Raw genomic sequence first — 18,974 nt, 5'->3', positions numbered from 1 at the left:
CGTGAGCTCCTCTGATACCCGCTCTGTTCCTTTGTCCCTATCGCTTCGCATCCTGTCAGTGGTCTTCGGAGTGTTGGCCTTCATTGGAACAATTCGTGCGATCTATAACCCGTCGCCGGGCCTTCTGCTGAGCATTTTCATTTTTTCAGTTGCCGCCGTTGCGCTTGCCGCCTATCTGCTGAGGCCACGCTCGTCGCGTAGCAGGAGGGGGAATGAATGAGTGGTGAGAGGGAGGTGCGCATGTCAGGGATAGCCAACGGGTGGTGGCGTAAGCGCCCCCGACGACGCCGCATTGGAACCACTCTCACAAATGCAGCCGCGACCCTCTTTCCCGCATTCCTCACATTCCTTGTAACGCTTCAGATCACAGGGTTGTCTCAAACGCAGCACAGAAATCACATCGCTCGCGAACTCCACCTCCTCGGCAGAAGCATCGAACAAGATGCCCTCACATTCAACACAATGATTATCGGCGTGCTGACGTCTCTTCTCATTGCACAAGTCCTGGCGCGCCGGTCAAGACTCAAAACTCCCCACGAGATCCGCAATCACGTCTCGGTCGCTTTGTTCGCCCATCTGCTCGCCGGTCTGGCCATCGTCGCGGCCCTTCTGAGCGCGATCGGTGCCATCGGCAGCAGCGAAGACATACGACGTCTCTGGGTCATCATGGCGGCAACGATTGTGGCGGTCGGTGTCTCCCAGTGGATCGAGTGGTTTTGGGCACGCAACCGGCGGCTACTACGCCGCCGCATACGAACCGAGATCACCGTCAATGCCTGGTCGATTCACCGACTATCAGCGTTCATACCGTTAGGTCATAAGGCCCATCGACGCCCGATCACGAAACTAGTGCTCCACCTCCTGTTTATGTCCGTCATTGTCGTAGCTGCAGCAACGGCATCGATGGAGCTTCTTTCCCTCGTATCGACTCACAACTTTCCACCGATCGCAGCGACAGCCGCATATATAAGCACCACCGCGATTCTGTCGACAACCTGCGTTCTCGTTGCGTCAGTGGCCATCGCAGCGCAAGTCACTCAAGTGCTTGAGCATGAGCGACGCTGGAGCTGCCTGGTATGGATTCTGGGGACAGTATGGGTAGGGCTACCCACGACGCTGCTTGTGGCCTTCACGCCTTGGTATCGCCCCCAGTCAGCGATCTTGACAACCGGCGCGCTGGTCTCACTTGCGCTACCTTTCGTTCCGCTCGTTCTGCCGATGACAAATCATTGGTCATCGCTACACCGCCATTTGGCCGCAGGCGGCCTTATGCTCATCCGGCGAAGGAGACTGACTCTGATTCGGGACCTGTGGGCAATAGAACGCAAGGCCAGCAGGAAGGCTCGCGCACACCGCGTCCGAAAGACATCCCTTCGACACAACCGGCCGCTCTCCGGAATCGGTTCCATCGACTTCAGCACATCCACTTTCCGGGCGAAAAGATAGACATTTCATTGCTCGTATCCCCGATCCAATGAATATTTTGCGGTTTTGCGTCATGAATCGTTGCCTCGTCTCTCTCTTCAGGTGGATGACGCGGTTGAGTCCGGCACCCCCTCCAATCGACCCAACCGCGTCATCCGTTGAATCTTGCGAGATCCTCTGTCTGCCCAACCGGGCAGGACGACTGGCAGCTCGCAGGGATAAGCGCTGTCGATCCTTATCGTTACTCCACTGTCTTCATATGTTTCATGAGCTCCGGAAGGTTCGTCCTTTCGGTGCTGCCGGGTGCGGGTATCCGGCAGCTGGTGGTCGCCTAGTTCGGGTCTGGGCGACCACCATTTTCTAGCGAGCCAAGGAAGAGGGTGCTTACGCAACGTGAGCCGCACGGCTGATCCACAAAGCCATTGTGAACCGAAGCGGCCTGTTTTCTTCTACTTGCACCGAGACAAGAGGGTTTTGGACTTCTGGATCCGGTGGTCGAGCCTGACTGCTCTCGCCGCGACCGACACTCGACTGATCCGCCGAATTTCTCGGGCCAGTCGAGGGCGCAGCGGTGACGCCTAGTGGCCGGCGGGCATCGCGTCGTGCGCGCCCTCGGCGGACGGCTGCGCGGGTGCCTTGACGAAGAACGAGATCGCGATCGCGGCGAGCGAGATGAACGCGCCGTACATGATGGCCACGTGGATTCCACCGGCCGTGTCGACCGCGCTCGGAGTGCCGCCGCCCGAGAGAGCGATCGCCTGGGCTGACATGACCGAGACGAACAGCGCGGTTCCTGCCGCACCGGCGAGCTGCTGCACCGTGCCCACCACGGCGCTGCCGTGTGAGTAGAGCTTCGGGGTGAGAGATGCGAGCCCCGCGGTGAACAGCGGCGTGAAGAGCAGCGCGAGGCCAAGGCTCATGGTGACGTGGGCGGCGAGTACCCAGCCCCACCCTGTGGTGGCGGTGAAGAGGGTCATGCCCCAGAACGCGGCGCTCACGATGATCGAGCCCGGAATCAGCAGCACCCGAGGGCCGAAGCGATCGTAGATGCGGCCGACGAACGGAGCCAGAACGCCCATCAGCAGTCCACCGGGAAGCAGCAGCAGGCCCGTCGACAGGGTGTTGAGCCCAAGAACGTTCTGCGTATACAGCGGCAGGATGATGAGGGTGCCGAAGAGGGCCATCATGCTGATCGCGAGCATGGCGATGGCCACCGAGAATGTCGACGAGCGGAAGACCCGGAGGTCGAGCAGCGCCTTCTCTCGGCGGGCCAGCATGACCTGACGCAGAATGAACGCGGCCAGGGCGACGACGCCCACGACGAGCGGCAGCCAGCCGGGCATGCCGCCTTCGGTGGTTCCGTGGCCGCCGATCGAACTGAGCCCGTAGACCAGGCCGCCGAAGGCGAATGCAGAGAGGATGACCGAGAACACGTCGATGGGAGCCTTGCGCGGTTCGGTGACGTTGGGAATCTTGAGGAAGCCGAGCACCAGCGAACCGACGGCGATGGGCAGAACGATCCAGAACATCCAACGCCAGTCGAGCACGCTGAGGATGAGGCCCGAGATCGTGGGGCCGATCGCCGGCGCGACCGAGATGACGATCGAGATGTTGCCCATCGTGCGGCCGCGGGTTGCGGGCGGCACGAGGTTGAGCACGGTGGTCATCAGCAGCGGCATCATGATGGCTGTTCCGCTGGCTTGGATGACGCGACCCGCGAGCAGAACCTCGAAACCGGGCGCCATGGCCGAGATGAACGTGCCCGCACTGAAGAGCGCCATCGCCGCGAGGAAGACCGGACGCGTGTTGAACCTCTGCAGCAGGAAGCCTGTGATCGGAATGACCACGGCCATCGTGAGCATGAACGCGGTCGTCAACCACTGGGCCGCCTCGGCGGCGATGTCGAGGTCTTTCATAAGCACCGGCAGCGCCACGCTCATGATCGTCTCGTTGAGGATCACAACGAACGCCGAGACGAGGAGCAAAGAAATGACGAGACGGTTGCGCCCGGCGAGCGCAGGGTCGGATGCCCAGGGCGACCCGGGTGCGTCGTGGTGAGTGGACGCCGCGACGGCCGGCAGGGAGTCTGTGGGCGGGGCGAGGTGATCAGTCACGAGAACTCCAGGGCTGAGGACGGTGTTGCTTTAGAAGCGTGAGGGGGGAGCGGAGGCGAGCAGAGCGACGGCTCGCGGAATTCGCTTCGTCGGGAGAACCTGCCCCCACTCTCCACTATTCCCCCGACACTCGAAAGACCCGTGGCGCACAAGCGCGCCCGCCCGGTGCATCCGCGCCCGGTCGAGGGGCGGCGGATGCGCCGAGCGGGCGCGGATACGGCGGGATCGGCGGGTCGCTACGCGCCCCAGCTGGCCTGGGCGCCGACGCGCTCGGCCGAGATCTTCTCCTGGTAACCGGATGCCTGGAAAGCGGCGATCGGGTCGGCCGGAAGACCGCGAGACTCGCGCCACTCGGCCAGCGGGCCACGGACATCCGTGTAGAAGGCGTCCATGAGGATCGCATTCGCACCGAGAACGTCGGTGGACTCCTGTGCTGCGGTGAGTGCCTCGCGGTCTACGAGCAACGCACGCGCGGTCATCTCCTGCACGTTCAGCACCGAGCGCATCTGGCCGGCGATCTTGGCCTCGATGTTGTGGCACTGGTCAAGCATGAAGGCCACGGCCGAGTCGGGTCCGTAGCCGCCGCCGCGGATGACCTCGTAGAGGATCCGGAACAGCTGGAACGGGTCGGCCGCGCCCACGATCAGGTCGTCGTCGGCGTAGAAGCGCGAGTTGAAGTCGAACGAGCCGAGCTTTCCGAGGCGCAACAGCTGGGCGACGATGAACTCGATGTTGGTGCCCGGAGCGTGGTGGCCGGTATCGAGGCAGACCAGGGCGCGCTCTCCGAGCGCGGCGACCTGGGCGTACGAAGTTCCCCAGTCGGGAACATCGGTGTGATAGAACGCCGGCTCGAAGAACTTGTACTCGAGAACGAGGCGCTGCTCGGCGTCGATACGGTCATAGATCGTCTGCAGCGACTCGGCGAGGCGATCCTGACGGCCGCGGATGTCATCTTGCCCTGGGTAGTTCGTGCCGTCTGCGAGCCAGACCTTGAGGTCTTTCGAGCCCGTCGCATGCATGATGTCGATGCACTCGAAGTGGTGGTCGATGGCCTTCTGGCGCACGGCCGGGTTCGACGAGGTGAGCGAGCCGAACTTGTAGTCCTCATCTTGGAAGGTGTTCGAGTTCACCGTTCCGAGCTCGACGCCGAGGTCGTTGGCGTAGGCGCCGAGGGCAGCGTAGTCGTCGACCTTGTCCCACGGAATGTGGATGGCCACCTTGGGTGACAGGCCCGTGTACTTGTTGACCTGGGCAGCGTCGGCGATCTTCTCTTCCGGGTTGCGCGCGGTTCCGGGGGTGCCGAAGACGCGGAATCGCGTGCCCGAGTTTCCGAACGCCCACGAGGGCAGTTCGATGGACTGCCCCTCGAGCTGGGTGGCGATGTCGCTGAATTGCACCATAGGGAATATTCCGTTCTTCTTTGAATCGATTCAATACGATCAAGGCTAGGTGACGATGAATGGATTCACAAGACCGCGGTGCTGGCCCGTAGGGTGGGGTGCATGTCAGCGTCGAGCGTTCGGGATGTCGCCCTGCGTGCCGGCGTCTCCGTCGGCACGGTCTCAAACGTGTTGAACCATCCAGAGAAGGTGTCGCCGTCCGCGGTCGAACGGGTGCAGCGGGCCATCGACGAACTCGGCTTCATTCGCAACGACGCCGCCAGGCAGCTGCGCAACGGACGCAGTCGCACCATCGGCATGGTGGTCCTCGACGTGCGCAACCCGTTCTTCACCGATCTGGCGCGCGGGGCCGAAGATGAGGCCGCCGGCTCAGGGCTTATGGTGACCCTCGGCAACAGCGACGAGAACCCGGCTCGTGAGGCCACCTATCTCGACCTGTTCGAGCAGCAGCGCGTCTACGGCATGGTCATCTCTGCCTACGCCGACATCACCGAACGACTCATCCGGCTCAAACAGCGCGGCATCCCCGCCGTGCTCGTCGACAGGTCGAGCCCCGACGGTGAGTTCAGCTCGGTGTCGGTCGACGATCTCGCCGGTGGCAGGCTCGCCGTCGACCACCTCATCTCGCTCGGGCGACGTCGGCTCGCCTTCGTGGGCGGGCCCATGGGCATCCGCCAGGTGGCCGACCGACTCGAGGGCGCCCGCGCGGCCGTCGCGGCGCATCCGGATGTCTCGCTCGAGGTCATCGAGATCGACGCGCTGAGCGTTCTGGCGGGCCGAGCGGCGGGAGCCGACATCGTTGGGCGAGCGCCGGCCCTGCGGCCCGACGCGATCTTCGCGGCGAACGACCTCGTCTCGATGGGACTGCTGCAGGCGTTCGCGATGCAGGGGGCCGACGTGGCTGTTCCCGGGCAGATCGCTCTCATCGGCTACGACGACATCGACTTTGCCAGCGCCGCCGTGGTGCCGCTGTCGTCTATTCGGCAACCGAGCGCGCTGATCGGAAAGACTGCGGTCGAGATTCTGCTCGCTGAGGTGCAGGACCCGTCCTCGCCACCGAGGCATGTCGTCTTCCAGCCCGAGCTTGTGGTGCGCGCGTCGACGCAGGCCTGAGGCGGCTCACTGCCGCTTGGCGCGAATCGACTCAAAATGTCGCGACAAGGTCGATTCGTGACAGACGGGCACTCGCTCGCATGCGCCATGTGGCGAAGATCGACCTATCCGGGTCTGGTTAGGTCGATTACCGCCACATGGCGCGGGATAGCCCGCAGCCGAGCGAGTGCCTGCGCTACTCGCCCGTGAAGATGAGCCTGTTGAGGTAGGCGTTGCGGAACGCGCCCGTCGGGTCCCACTCCGCGGCCAGAGCCCGGAACTCGGGGAGGCGCGGATACAGGCGAGCCAGAGTCGCGGCATCCACCGTGTTGAGCTTGCCCCAGTGCGGTCGCGCCTCGAACGGCGCGAGCGCCTCCTCGATCTGCGGCAGGAGCGCGAGAACGGCCTCGGGCTCGTTCTTCCAGGTGAAGTGGATGATCAGCGAGTCCCGCTGATAGGCCATGCTCAGCCAGAGATCGTCCGCGGCCGCGGTGCGCAGCTCGGTGATCATAAGGTGCGGCGCGATCTTCGGGCCGAGTGCCCGGAGTGCCCGAAGGGCGTCGCCGCCCTGCGACCGCGGAACGAAGTACTCGGTCTGGATCTCGTCGCCGTTCGACGGAATGCGGTCGAGCCGGAAGTGCGGAAGTCGTTCGAGCCACGGCCCCACGACACCGCCCTGCTCGTTGAGATTGTCGTCCGAGGTCTCCCAGAGCGCGCCGGCCGACACGATGTCGCGTTTGGCCCCGCGCCATTCGTCGACGACCTCGGTGCCGGCATCCATGCGCGTCTTCACCCAGAAGTTCGCGATCGTCTCCTCGACCCAGTCGGTGAACACGCTCACGCTGTAACCCAGGCTTGTGACGCCCTCGAGGTCGTCGAGCAGAACGTCCCAGGGCAGGCCTCGGTAGACATCCTGCCGAACCTGAAAAGACGGCTGGATGTCGAGGGTCACCCGAACGACGACACCGAACGCCCCGAGACCCACGACCACGCCATCGAAGCCGGGCTCGCCGCGGCGAATGACCCGGCGCGAGCCGTCGGCGACGACGAGCTCGAGGGCGGAGATGGCCGTCGAGAGCACTCCGTTGCCATTGCCCGAGCCGTGCGTTCCGGTTGCGATGGCTCCTGCGATCGAGATGTGCGGCAGCGAGCCCATGTTGTGCAGCGCCCAGCCGTGGTCTTCGAGAAAGCGGGCCAGGATGCCGTAGCGCGTTCCCGCACCGACCGTCACGGTGCGGGCATCCTCGTCGAGCACGAAGTCGGGCTCGATGCCGGTGACCGTTACGAGCAGGGCGTTGGTGTCGGCGATGTCGCTGAACGAGTGCCGTGTTCCCAGGGCACGGATGCGTTTCGCGCCGGCGACGAGGGAGGAGACCTCGTCGATCGTGGTGGCGTCGATGATGTCGGCGGCGCCGTATTCGAGCGTGCCCGCCCAGTTCAGCTCGGAGTCGTGGCTCACGGGGTCCTTCTTCGTTGATGGTCTGATTGCGCAATGTGAGTGACGTTACACCGCCGACGCGCACGCTTAATCGTGCCGAAACACGAGTCCCATATTCTGACGTTCTGCAACTCCTGTTCCACGACGCCAGTAACTTTTTTCTGGCCAATTTTGCAACTAAGTAGCATAATTCGAATCCAGCACCAGTTCCCGCCACAGTCCCACCGACATCCCGAGGAGCCACCCATGAAGACCCGCCCTGCACTGAGGCGCTCCCGCCTCATTCCACTCGCTGCGATCCTCGCAGCGACAGCGATCATCGCCACCGGATGCGGTCGCTCCAGCGACGGTGCCGCACCCCAGGCCGCCGGCAGCATCGACGACAGCAAGGCCAGCGGGAAGGTCACCCTGTGGGCGCCCGACGGCGACGCCACTGCCCTCGACAAGGTTCTCGCTCCGTTTGAGAGCGACAACCCCGATGTCGACGTCGAAGTGACCCTCGTGCCCAGCGACGACTACAACACCAAGCTGCAGACCGCTATCGCCTCGGGAACCGCCCCCGACGTCGCCTTCCTCTACACCGAAGCGCAGACCCAGTTCCTCGCATCGAACGCCTTCGCACCCGTTCCCGACGGCGTTGCCGATTCGTCGTCGTTCTTCAAGGGTTCGTGGGCCGCCGGCGAGGTCGACGGCACGGCCTATTCGGTGCCGTGGTACGCATACACGCGACTGCTCATCTACCGCGACGACTTCGCGCAGAATGCCGGAGCCACCGCGCCCACCACGTGGGACGAGACGATTCCCTTCTTCAAGAAGCTCCAGGAGGGCGGCGCCGAGAGCGGCTACGGTGCTGACGTCGGATGGGACACCTACAACGGCCAGAACCTCGCGATCTTCGGCTACCAGGCAGGCGAGTCCCTGCTCAGTGCCGACGGAAAGTCGTGGGCGCTCGATACCCCCGGCATGGTGAAGGCGGCTGAGTTCAACGCATCCTTCTTCTCATCGGGCGTCTCGTCACCCGACACCCCGCAGTTCCTCGACGCCCAGCCGTACCTCGTCTCCGGCAAAACCGGATCGATGATCAGTGGACCGTGGGTGATCGCCACTCTCGACACGACCGCCGCCGAACCCGGCTGGACCGCGGCTCACATCAAGACCGCAGTTCTTCCGGCCGGGCCCGATGGAAGCGTCGGCCAACTCGCCGGCGGTAGCTGGGGCGTCACCGCAAAATCCAAGAATTCGGATGCCGCGTGGAAGACGATCAAGTTCATGGCCGAGAAAGACACGCAGGTCGCTCAGTACAAGGCGGCGGGCAGCCTGCCCGCGGTCGTCGACGCGTGGAGCGACTCGTCCATCGCCGACCAGCCCCTGCTCGCACCGTTCCTCGAGCAGATGAAGAACGTCAAGCCGATGCCTGCCGCCAGCACCTGGAACGAGGTGTCGACGATGCTCGGCAAGGAGCTGGAGCAGGTGGCCCGCGGCAAGGAGACTGCGGCGGAGGCCATGGCCAACGCCCAGAAGCAGGCCGACAGCATCGGAACGGGCTCGGACTGATCTCATGGCATTCGCCCTGCAGGCAAAGACGGGGGCGCCGCTCACGCGGCGGCGCCCCCCGCACACCGGGATAGCGTGGCTTTTCCTCGCACCCTTCGCGGTGATCTTCGTCGTCTTCACGGCGATCCCGATCATCTCGTCGCTGGCCATCAGCCTCACCGACATGAAGAGTGCAGATCTGCAGACGCCGTTCGGCGTCGATTTCTCCGGCCTCGAGAACTACGTCTCGCTGCTCTCCGATCCGAACTTCGTCAGGGCTATTCTCAACACCCTGATTTTCGTTGTGGTCGGCGTGCCCGTGACCATGGTCATCGGTTTCGCGCTGGCGCTCGTGCTGAACAACGGCATCCGGCGTTTCAGGTCGGTCTTCCGTGGCCTGTTCTACGCGCCGGTCGTTACGAACATCGTGTCGGTCGCCCTCATTTGGCAGTACGCGTTCAACCAGAACGGCACGGTCAACGAGGTGCTGGCGAACCTCGGTTTTGCCGGCCCCAACTGGCTGGGCGATGAGAATCTCGCGATGCCCGTGGTGCTTCTGCTCGGCATCTGGCGCAACTTCGGCACGGCCATGCTCCTGTTCCTGGCCGGGCTCCAGTCTGTGCCGGAAGATGTGAAGGAGGCCGCGGCCCTCGACGGAGCCGGCCCCTGGCGGCGGCTCTGGTCGATCACGATTCCGCTCATCATGCCCACGACGCTGCTGGTCTCGGTTCTGCTGTCGGTCTTCTTTCTGCAGGTGTTCGACGAGCCCTATCTGCTCACCAACGGCGGCCCGCTCGGTTCAACAGAGTCGATGGCGCTGTTCACCTACCACCAGTTCGGCTTCGGCAACTTCGGCATTTCCTCCGCAGCGTCGTTCATCTTGCTGATCATCGTGGCTGCCGTGAGCGCCCTCCAATTCCGTCTGCTGAGGAGCCGCTCATGACCGGACGTCTGCGCCCCACCGTGCTCTACACAGCACTCATCGTTCTTGTGATCATCACGGTGCTGCCCTTCGTCTGGGTGATCTCCGGATCGCTGCGAACGACCGGCGACATTCTGGCGAACCCCGGCGCGTGGCTGCCGACACAGGCGACGTTCGACAACTTCGTGAGGCTCTTCTCGAAGAACGGCTTCAGCACCTTTCTGAGCAACAGCATCGTTGTGGCGGTCGTCATCGTGATCGGCAACATCATCGCGGCATCCATGGCCGGCTTCGCACTGGCCAAGCTGGAGTTCCGCGGCAAGCGCATCGCGTTCGCGGCTGTGCTGATCGCCTTGATGGTGCCCTTCTCGGCCACCTTCGTTCCCCAGTTCGTGGTGACCGTGCAACTCGGCCTCGTCGACACCCTCGCGGGCATCGCCCTGCCCAGCCTCGTGCTGCCGATCTCGATCTTCATCATGAGGCAGTTCGCCGCCGGTATCCCCGACGAGTTGCTCGAGGCCGCCCGCATCGACGGCGCCAGCGAGATCCGCATCTTCTTTCAGATCTTCCTGCCGCTCGCGGGCCCGGCTGTGGCGACGGTCACGATCATGTCGTTCCTCGCATCGTGGAACAACTTCATCTGGCCGCTCATCGTGGCCCAGAGCGCCGACAGCTACACCCTGCCCGTCGGCCTCGCGGCCATGAGCCAGGCCGCCGGGAACGTGAAGGACTACGGCCTCGTTCTTGCCGGCGCGGTCGTCGTTATGCTGCCGGTGCTCGTGCTGTTCCTGTTCCTGCAGCGCTACTTCGTGCAGGGAATCGTCGCAACGGGACTCAAGTGATGGCCCCGGTGGCCCTGGTCGAGGGTGCGTACGACCCGGTGCTGCCGCTCCTCGACAGCCGTCTGCGAGAGTGAACGTATGCCTGGACTCGACCCGAGCGCGATGCGCCGATTGAACACGTCTGTGGTGCTGCGCGCTCTCGCAGAACATGACGAACCCGTCACGATGGCCACCCTTGTCGCGCAGGTCGCGCTGTCGAGGCGCACCGTCGAACTCATTCTCGGCCGACTCTGTGAGAGCGGTTGGGCCGTCGAGGTGACACCCGTGCACGTCGACGTCGGTCGGCCTCCGCGCTTCTTCGCGTTCGAGGCCGACCGATCTCTTGTGGTGGCTGTGCGTATCGATACGCATGCTGCCAGCGCGGCCGTCTCCGACATCCGGGGCCGTGTGCTCGGACGAGGGCTGCTCACACTGCACGACTACTCCGACACCGGCCAGACGATGCTCGACGCCGTCGAGGCGGTGGATGCGGCGATTCGCGAGTCGGGCATGCCCCGCGACCGGGTGCGCGCCGGGGCCGTCGCATCCGGTGGCGCTATCGATGAAGACGGTGTGGTGCACCGTCTCATCAACGCGCCCGCATGGAACGGATTCGCCCTCGCCGACGAACTCGGAGCGCATCTCGGCATTCCGATGTTCGCCGACAACGACGCCAACCTGGCCGCTCTCGCCGAGCATTGGCGCGGGGCCGCTCAGCAGACGAGCACGTTCGCGTGGTGCATCCTCGGCAACCGCACCGGTGTCGGCATCGTTATCAAGGGCGATGTGCACCGTGGATTTCGAGGGGCAGCGGGCGAGATCGTGGAGGCCGGAGTTCTCGACGCGTCGCGCATGGAGTATCAGCCGTTCGGCCTCCTGACCTCGCCGCTCGTGGCCGAGCGTCGTGAGGCCGCGGCTCTCGTGGAACGAGCGCGGACCGGCGATGCCGAAGCGCTCGTGCTGCTCGACGACTTCGCAAACGATGTCGCCCGGCTGCTGTCGTCGCTGGCATGGACGATCGCGCCGGAGATGATCGTGCTCGGCGGAGGGCTCGAGGTGGCCGGCGATGTGCTGCTGCCTCGCGTGACCGCTGCGCTGGAGGCGCTCGGAGCTCTGTCGATCGATGTGCGTGCCACGACGATCGGCTCGGATGCGCCCCTGCTCGGAGCGGTCAAGCTCGTGCTCGATCGTATGGACGCGGAGTTCTTCGGTCCGACCGTCTCAACATATGAACCAGGAGCTTTGAATGTCTGACTCGCAGAACGCCCCCGATATCCTCATCGTCGGCAGCGGAATCATGGGAGCCTCGGTGGCCAGGCTGCTGCGCGAGGCCGACCCCGCGGCACGCATCCTGATGATCGACGGGGCACCGCCCGTGGGAGGAGTGCCCGGCCTTCACCTGCACGACAGCCCCGAACCCGCCATCTGGGAGCGGTACAACCAGAGGGTCGCGTCGGGCATCCAGGGCATGTACACCGGAGCCAATGTGACTCCCGACATCACCGACGAGCTGCGCTCTGTCGAGCCTGGCATGTACAACCTGTCGGCCCTCGGCGAAGACGCGACCGCGATGCCGGCCAGCGCGCTCGCGTGGAACGTCGGCGGGATGGGCGTGCACTGGACCGCGGCCACGCCCTGGCCCGCCGGCGACGAGACCTTCGACCTCGGCGACGCCGAGCAGTGGCAGGCGGATCTCGATCGTGCACGCGAGCTGCTCGGCGTGCACCCGAGCGTGCTGGGGCCGACCGTGCCTGGGCGTGTCGTTCTCGAGGTTCTCGATGAGCTGTTCGGTGCGTCCGGGCCGGATGACCGGCGCCCGCAGGCCATGCCGATGGCCGTGGAGCCCGGCGCATCCGGGCCCCTGCCGCGCACCGGACCGAGCCGCATCTTCCCCCCGATCTCCGAGGGTGGTGACGACGCATTCGAGCTGCGGGCGGGAACGCTCGCCACGGCCGTGCTGCACGACGGCGGTCGTGCGACCGGTGCGCGGGTGCGTGACATCGGATCAGGTGACGAGTACGACATCGAGGCGTCGGTCACGGTCGTCTGCGCCGACGTGATCCGCACCCCCCAATTGCTGTTCGCATCAGGAATTCGCCCGGCCGCGCTCGGACGCTACCTCAACGAGCACGCATTCGTCACGAGCCGGGTCTTGATGGATCTCGAGCGCTTCGGGCTCACCCTTGACGATCTTCCGCGAATGCTCGAGGGCGAGTTCGCCACAGATTCGCTGTGGCTGCCGCAGAACGGGGCCGCTCAGCCCTTCCACGGGCAGATCATGAATACGGTCTACGTCGACGATCACGACAATGCGCTCGCGTACTCGGTGGGTGTTTCGCTCTACACACCGGTGGAGTCGCGAGCAGAGAACGGACTCGTCTTCTCGGAGTCGGAGACCGACGTTATGGGGATGCCGCGCATCACCGTGGAGTTCGACTACACCGATACAGACCGCGCCCTCATCGAACGTGCGTCGGAGACGACCGGGCTCATCGCCCGCCGCTTCGGCGCGTTCGACCCCGAGACCGAGTCGGCGGTGCTCGCCGCAGGATCGTCGCTGCACCAGACCGGCACGGTGCGCATGGGTGTGACCGATGACGGCACGAGCGTCTGCGACCCGGATGGCAAGGTCTGGGGCGTCGACGGCCTCTATCTGGCCGGCAACGGGGTCATCCCGACGCCGGTCATCGGCAACGCCACGCTCACGGGCGTCATCACCGCGGTGCGCGCGGCGCGAGCCGTCGCCCGCCTTCGTGTGCCGACCGCCTGACCGGCCCCGCGCATCCGATTCGTCTTACGAAAGGACAACAATGAACATCGACACCCTGGCCACCTCGTATTCGATCGAGCTGCCCGACTGGATCGCCGACGAGCTCGCCGACGTGCCGGATGCGCTCGGCAGCTATGAGGAGCGCATGCGGCTCGTGCACCGGCTCGCCGCCCGCAACTTCAGAGAGGGCAGCGGGGGACCGTTCGCCGCGATCGTGGTCGAGTCGGCCACCGGCAAGATCGTGTCGGTGGGCGTGAACGTGGTGCTGAAGAGCGGGGTCTCGTCGGCGCACGCGGAGGTCACCGCCCTCGGGCTCGCGCAGACGCGCATCGGATCCTGGGACCTCGGCGGCGAAGGACAGCCCGCGCATGAGCTGGTCGTGAACTGGCGCCCGTGCGTGCAGTGCTACGGCGCGACGCTGTGGTCGGGAGTGCGCACGCTCGTCGTCGCCGGCGATGGGCCCGAGCTCGAGGAGATCACGACGTTCGACGAGGGTCCGATGCGCGACGACTGGGCTCCGCAGTTCGAAGCGCGCGGTATCGCCGTTGTGCAAGACGTGACCCGCGACGAGGCCCTCGCGGTGTTCCGCGACTACCGCGAGCACGTGGATGCGGGTGGCGCGGTCGTGTACAACGCCCGCGCGGCCGAGTGACGGCATCCGGCTTTACTTACATTTCAGGAGAAGACCATGACGCTCAGCCGCTCGCAGTTCGCGCTCAACCCTATTCAGTGGATCAACATCAAGGCCGACCCGGCGGACCCGACCAGCGATGACCTCTGGCTCTTCGCCGAGCCGAGCTTTCGGGAGCAGTACCCGGATGTGCTGGCGCAGGTGCGCCGCTCGGGCTTCGACGCGACCATGATGGAGGTGCTCGACACGCAGACGCTGCAGAACTACGCCCGCATGCTGCGTGAGACGGGCCTTCGCGTAGCCCCCGGGTACTGCTCGGTGGCGTTGCCGGAGGACCACGGGGTTTCTCTGGCGCCGGGTAGCGCTTCGTTCGTGCGCTGGTTCGATGGCGTGCGCCGCAAGGCGGAGGAGTCGAACTTCTTCGGGCTGTCGTCGGTGTTTCTGGCTCCCGAGGTGTCGTGGGCTCCCGGCACGGTGCGCACGCTCGAATCCGTGGCCGTCGGTGCAGTCTTCGACGAGGGCCGGCTCGACCGGGTGATCGACGTGCTCGGCGAGGCAGCGAGCGTGCTCGCCTCGGAAGGCATCAGAGCTGGTCTGCACAACCACGTGGGCACCTGGGTCGAGACGGAACACGAGATCGACCGGGTGCTTTCGGCCATCTCGCCGGATCTGCTGGGTGCGTCGTTCGATGTCGGGCACCTCGCGTGGGCGGGCATCGACCCGGTCGCGACCCTGACCAAGTACTCGGATCGTCTGGTGGATCTGCACATCAAAGACCTTGACCTCGACGTGGCCGCTGCCAGCCGGGCGACGGCCACGTCGTACCGCGATGCCACCGACCAGGGGCTGTTCCTCGAGCCGGGGCTCGGCGGAATGGACCTCGACGGCATCCTCTCTGCCCTGCCCGACGGCTTCGGAGGCTGGATCATCATCGAGGTCGACCGCGCCAGCATGGAGCCGTTCGCGAGCGCGCAGGCCAGTCGCGCCTGGCTGGAGGCCACCATCCCGGCCTGACGCGTCGGTATCCGCGCCCTTTCGGCGCATCCGCTCCTGGTCGAACGGGGGCGGATGCGCCGAGGTGGCGCGGATGCGCGCTACAGGGTGCGTGTGGTCGGGTTCCAGGACTCCGGGAGGACCGGGGATGCAGGGGCCTTGCTTTCGACGCGCACGAACTGGCCGGCCTCCGACGACTCCTCCATCGCGGTCATCACGTCGAGCACGTGGTAGCCCAGCTCGGCCGGCAGCAGGTCGGCGCCACCAGACCGGATGGCCCTGGCCATCTCCAACACGGCCGATCCGCGGCCGCCGGCGAATCCGGTCTCGGCCAGCTCGACGCTCTCCTCGCCGCGCACGAGCGTGCTCACTCCCTCGAACATGTTCGGGTCGGGCAGCACGAGCGTTCCGGTCTCGCCGGTGATCTCAACGAAGCCCGAACGCCGCAGCGGGGAGTCGAAGCTGAAGATGCTCTGCGACGATTCGCCACCCTCGAAGCGGGCGAGCGCGCTCATCTGGGTGTTCACGGTCACGGGCAGCTCGGTTCCGGCGCGGGGGCCCGATCCGATGACCCGGATGTCTCGCGCGCGCGAGCCGATCGCGGCGACCTCGGTGAACGAGCCGAAGATGCAGGCCAGCGTCGTGAGGTAGTACGGCCCCATGTCGAACAGCGGTCCGGCGCCGGGAACGAAGAAGAAGTCGGGGTTCGGGTGCCACGACTCGGGTCCGGGTCCCTGGAATGCGGTCATCGCGGTGAGCGGTCGGCCGATGTCGCCGCGAGCGATCGCGCGCAACGCGCTCTGCACGCCCGGTCCGAGGATCGTGTCAGGCGCGACGCCGATGCGAAGGCCGGATGCCGATGCCTGGTCGAGCAGCGCCTGTCCGCTCTCGCGGTCGAGACTGATCGGCTTCTCGCTCCACACGTGCTTTCCGGCGGTGAGCGCTGCGGAGGAGAGCTCGGCGTGCACCGCCGGAATCGTGAGGTTGATCACGATCTCGACGTCGTCGTCTTTCAGTACCTCGTCGGCGCGTCCGGAACGCGGCACGCCGTATTTCTCGGCCTGCTGCGCGGCGCGTGCGACATCCAGATCGCCGATCATCACGACGCGCACGTCGGGGAATGTCGTGAGGTTCGAGAGGTACTGGTCGCTGATCGCGCCGGCGCCGATGATGCCGATGCCGACGGGGCCGGAACCGACCGGGCTGTAGGTGGTGGTGCTCATCAGCGGAGCCCCCTCTCGACGAGGAACTGTCTGGCTTCGGCGATGCCCTCGAAGATGTCGCCAGAGTAGACATCGAACTCGACCACGGCGAACTCGAGGTCGGCAACCGCATCGAGGCCGGCGGCGAGAGGCACGACGCCCCGACCTGCGGGAAGCTGGCTCGAGAGGTGCTCAGGCGCCTCGCCCGAGATGTGGCCGGCGGGCACCTGATTGGGCAGGTCGCCGGTGAGCGAGCCGTCTTTCACGTGGATGAACTTGATGCGGTCGGCGTTGCGGGTGAGGAACTCGACGAGGTCCTCGCCTCCCGCGGCCACCCAGTAGGCGTCGACCTCGAGAACGACGCGGGGGTCGAGCAGGCTCGCGAAGTGGTCGAGGCCCGTGACGCCCTCGACACGATTGCGGATCTCGCCGTCGTGGTTGTGGTAGCCGACGCGCATGCCGCGGGCGGCGGCGGGCTCGACCGCCGAGTTGAGACGATCGGCGAGGCGGGCTATCTCGTCGGCGCTCTCCCAGAGGGTCGGCGGGGTGAACGACTCGATCACCGTGTGCACGCCCAGTTTCTCGGCCAGATCGAAGGATGCCTCGAGCTCGCCGGTCGCGAGTGGCACGTGGGCGCTCGGCGCGGTGAGGCCGTGCTTCGCGAGCCCCGCCGCGTAGGCATCGCCGAAGTACGGCAGGCCGAAGAGCTCGACAGCAGTGAATCCGATGTCGGCGATCCTCCCGAGCGTCGCATCCGGATCGGCGGCGAGCGCCTCCTTAACCGTGTAGAGCTGGAGCGAAATGGTCGCGGTCATGCGTCTCCTCGATGAGTGCGTGCGGGGTGTGCGACAAGCCTAGTTGTCGCGGCGGGATGCGCATACATTCAGGCGGTGCGGACTCGCATAGTCGGTATTCGCCGCACCAACCACGACGACTGTCGGGCGTCGATCCGGTCAGCCGAGCTCGGGGAACGTCACGCCGGTGAGGTCCTCGGAGACGGACCACAGGCGCTGCTGGATGGCCATGTCGTAGGACCTCGGGCTGGATGCGACGATCTCCGGGTGCCCTCGGTTTCCGCCGAGGTCGATCGGTCCGTAATACTGACCGCCCAAGACCGCGGGGTCGGTGGCGGCGCGCAGCGACGGTAGGGCGCCCATCTCCGGTTTCTGGCTGAGCAGGGGTGAGATGATCGGGTTGATCGCGCGCAGCATGCCGGGCGAGTTCCGCACGAGGTCTGTGTTCGCGAAGCCGGGGTGTGCGGCGACGGCGATCGTGGTGCTGTGTCGTGCGAGCCGTCGCTGCAGTTCGTAGGTGAACATCAGGTTCGCGAGCTTGGACTGCCCGTAGGCTGCGACCCGACTGTAGGACTGCTGTGACTGCAGGTCGTCGAAATGGATGTCGGCCCGGAGGCGGTGGCCGACGCTGCTGACCGTCACCACGCGAGAATTGGCTAAGGGGAGCAGCATGTCCAGGACCAGTCCAGTAAACGCAAAGTGGCCGAGATGGTTGGTGCCGAACTGCAGCTCGAACCCGTCGCGCGTGGTCTGCCGCGGTGTGAACATAACGCCGGCGTTGTTGATCAGCAGATCGATGCCGGGAAGCGTGTCATGCAGGTTATCCGCCGCAGCGCGGATCGAGTTCAGAGATGTCAGGTCCAGCTCCTGCACGGAGACATCGCCGGTGAGGCGCGAGGCCGCCTGCTTGCCCTTCGCAACGTCCCGTACGGCGAGCACGACGGTCGCTCCGTGCTCGGCGAGCGCTCGGGCGGTTTCGAAGCCGAGACCGGTATTGGCGCCGGTCACGACCGCCACCCTGCCCTTCTGGCTGGGGATGTCGCGCTCATTCCACTTCACAGCAGACTCCTTAGTGGACCATCGGTCTCTTGTACGCCAAGAGTAAAAGACCGATGGTCTGGTGTCAAGAGGTCGACGGTCTGTAAAATGTGGCATGGCATTTCAACGGGCACGCAACGAGGCGCAGCGAGAGGTGCGGCGCCAGACGATTCTGGAGACCGCGACGGAGATGCTCGCCGAGATGTCGGTGGCAGAGATAAGCCTCAATGAGCTGAGCCGGCGGGTCGGATTGGCCAAGTCCAACGTGCTGCGGTACTTCGAATCCCGTGAGGCCGTGCTGCTGGAGCTGCTGGAGAATGCTCTGGAGGCGTGGGTCGCGCAGTTGCCAGGGGAACTGGCCATCGGTGTCGACGAGCGCGGCTCGCTACGGGAGCGTGTCGATCAGGTGGCCGCGGTGCTCAGTGCGTCCCTCGTCCGCCAGGCCGTGCTGTGTGATCTCCTCAACGCGCAGGGGAGTGTGTTGGAGCACAACGTGTCTGTCGAGGTCGTGGTGCGGCACAAGCGGTCGGCCAGCGCCAGCATGGCGGCATGCGCGGACACCATCCGTCGGCACGTGCCGGAACTCGGCAACGGTGCCTGGACCGTCTCCGCGCTGGCGTTGATGCTGGCGGGCTCTCTGTCGTCCTATGGTCGCCCCTCCGCCAGCGCACTCGCCGCCTACGAGGCTGACCCTGCGCTGGCGTCGCTGAATCTCGACCCCCATGCCTTCCTCGAAGATACCGTCGCCACACTCATCAGCGGGACCCTGGCCCGCCAATAGGGTGGTCGGGCGTGGAGGTC

At 65.4% G+C, this 18,974-nt stretch carries 16 protein-coding genes; 10 read left to right on the top strand and 6 right to left on the bottom strand.

Features of this window, described 5'->3' with window-relative positions:
• Nucleotides 1-462: 462 nt before the first annotated feature.
• On the top strand, nt 463-1,446 hold the full coding sequence (locus TZ00_RS07135; RefSeq protein WP_078712993.1) for a hypothetical protein: 984 nt from the start codon (nt 463-465) through the stop codon (nt 1,444-1,446).
• Nucleotides 1,447-2,003: 557 nt separating this feature from the next.
• Here TZ00_RS07135 and TZ00_RS07130 read toward each other — a convergent pair.
• Both TZ00_RS07130 and rhaI read right to left on the bottom strand, forming a co-directional pair.
• Nucleotides 2,004-3,539 (bottom strand): DHA2 family efflux MFS transporter permease subunit, encoded by a 1,536-nt coding sequence (locus TZ00_RS07130; protein WP_084605971.1) that lies wholly within the window; start codon nt 3,537-3,539, stop codon nt 2,004-2,006.
• Between the two features lie 236 nt (nt 3,540-3,775).
• Nucleotides 3,776-4,939 carry an L-rhamnose isomerase gene (gene rhaI / locus TZ00_RS07125; RefSeq protein WP_044440549.1) on the bottom strand — a complete coding sequence of 388 codons (1,164 nt, stop codon included), beginning with the start codon at nt 4,937-4,939 and terminating at the stop codon, nt 3,776-3,778.
• Between the two features lie 102 nt (nt 4,940-5,041).
• Between rhaI and TZ00_RS07120 the strand changes: the two genes are divergently transcribed.
• Nucleotides 5,042-6,052, top strand: a complete 1,011-nt coding sequence (locus TZ00_RS07120) for a LacI family DNA-binding transcriptional regulator (RefSeq protein ID WP_044440547.1) — start codon at nt 5,042-5,044, stop codon at nt 6,050-6,052.
• Between the two features lie 175 nt (nt 6,053-6,227).
• On the opposite strand, the gene TZ00_RS07115 is transcribed toward TZ00_RS07120, so the two are convergent.
• On the bottom strand, nt 6,228-7,490 hold the full coding sequence (locus TZ00_RS07115; protein ID WP_044440545.1) for a D-arabinono-1,4-lactone oxidase: 1,263 nt from the start codon (nt 7,488-7,490) through the stop codon (nt 6,228-6,230).
• Nucleotides 7,491-7,715: 225 nt separating this feature from the next.
• Between TZ00_RS07115 and TZ00_RS07110 the strand changes: the two genes are divergently transcribed.
• The 7 genes from TZ00_RS07110 to TZ00_RS18740 all read left to right on the top strand — a co-directional run bounded on the left by TZ00_RS07110 (nt 7,716) and on the right by TZ00_RS18740 (nt 15,160).
• Nucleotides 7,716-9,023 carry an extracellular solute-binding protein gene (locus TZ00_RS07110; protein WP_044440544.1) on the top strand — a complete coding sequence of 436 codons (1,308 nt, stop codon included), beginning with the start codon at nt 7,716-7,718 and terminating at the stop codon, nt 9,021-9,023.
• A gap of 4 nt (nt 9,024-9,027) precedes the next feature.
• Nucleotides 9,028-9,945, top strand: coding sequence for a carbohydrate ABC transporter permease (locus TZ00_RS07105; RefSeq protein ID WP_044440542.1), 918 nt, complete (start codon nt 9,028-9,030; stop codon nt 9,943-9,945).
• Complete coding sequence (locus TZ00_RS07100; RefSeq protein ID WP_044440540.1) at nt 9,942-10,766, top strand: carbohydrate ABC transporter permease; 825 nt, start codon at nt 9,942-9,944, stop codon at nt 10,764-10,766. Before TZ00_RS07105 ends, TZ00_RS07100 begins: the two co-directional genes overlap by 4 nt.
• Before the next feature lie 78 nt (nt 10,767-10,844).
• Complete coding sequence (locus TZ00_RS07095; protein ID WP_044440538.1) at nt 10,845-11,999, top strand: ROK family protein; 1,155 nt, start codon at nt 10,845-10,847, stop codon at nt 11,997-11,999.
• Nucleotides 11,992-13,515 (top strand): GMC oxidoreductase, encoded by a 1,524-nt coding sequence (locus TZ00_RS07090; protein ID WP_044440536.1) that lies wholly within the window; start codon nt 11,992-11,994, stop codon nt 13,513-13,515. The genes TZ00_RS07095 and TZ00_RS07090 overlap by 8 nt, the downstream gene beginning before the upstream one ends.
• A 40-nt stretch (nt 13,516-13,555) precedes the next feature.
• On the top strand, nt 13,556-14,167 hold the full coding sequence (locus TZ00_RS07085) for a nucleoside deaminase (RefSeq protein WP_044440534.1): 612 nt from the start codon (nt 13,556-13,558) through the stop codon (nt 14,165-14,167).
• 36 nt (nt 14,168-14,203) lie between these two features.
• A complete protein-coding gene (locus TZ00_RS18740) occupies nt 14,204-15,160 on the top strand; it encodes a sugar phosphate isomerase/epimerase family protein (protein ID WP_052521375.1) in 957 nt (318 codons plus the stop codon).
• 80 nt (nt 15,161-15,240) lie between these two features.
• Here the strand turns inward: TZ00_RS18740 and TZ00_RS07075 are convergent, their stop codons facing one another.
• The 3 genes from TZ00_RS07075 to TZ00_RS07065 all read right to left on the bottom strand — a co-directional run bounded on the left by TZ00_RS07075 (nt 15,241) and on the right by TZ00_RS07065 (nt 18,194).
• Complete coding sequence (locus tag TZ00_RS07075; RefSeq protein WP_044440532.1) at nt 15,241-16,362, bottom strand: Gfo/Idh/MocA family protein; 1,122 nt, start codon at nt 16,360-16,362, stop codon at nt 15,241-15,243.
• On the bottom strand, nt 16,362-17,156 hold the full coding sequence (locus TZ00_RS07070; RefSeq protein ID WP_044440530.1) for a sugar phosphate isomerase/epimerase family protein: 795 nt from the start codon (nt 17,154-17,156) through the stop codon (nt 16,362-16,364). The genes TZ00_RS07075 and TZ00_RS07070 overlap by 1 nt, the downstream gene beginning before the upstream one ends.
• Before the next feature lie 138 nt (nt 17,157-17,294).
• Nucleotides 17,295-18,194, bottom strand: a complete 900-nt coding sequence (locus TZ00_RS07065) for an SDR family NAD(P)-dependent oxidoreductase (RefSeq protein ID WP_044440528.1) — start codon at nt 18,192-18,194, stop codon at nt 17,295-17,297.
• 94 nt (nt 18,195-18,288) lie between these two features.
• Here TZ00_RS07065 and TZ00_RS07060 point away from each other — a divergent pair, with 94 nt between their 5' ends.
• Nucleotides 18,289-18,954: a TetR/AcrR family transcriptional regulator gene (locus tag TZ00_RS07060; protein WP_044440526.1), complete on the top strand. Its 666-nt coding sequence runs from the start codon at nt 18,289-18,291 to the stop codon at nt 18,952-18,954.
• Nucleotides 18,955-18,974: the final 20 nt, after the last annotated feature.

Origin of the sequence: Agreia bicolorata, from assembly GCF_000938265.1 — a bacterium.
Lineage (GTDB): Bacteria > Actinomycetota > Actinomycetes > Actinomycetales > Microbacteriaceae > Agreia > Agreia bicolorata.
This window is presented reverse-complemented; position numbering and strand designations above follow the sequence as displayed.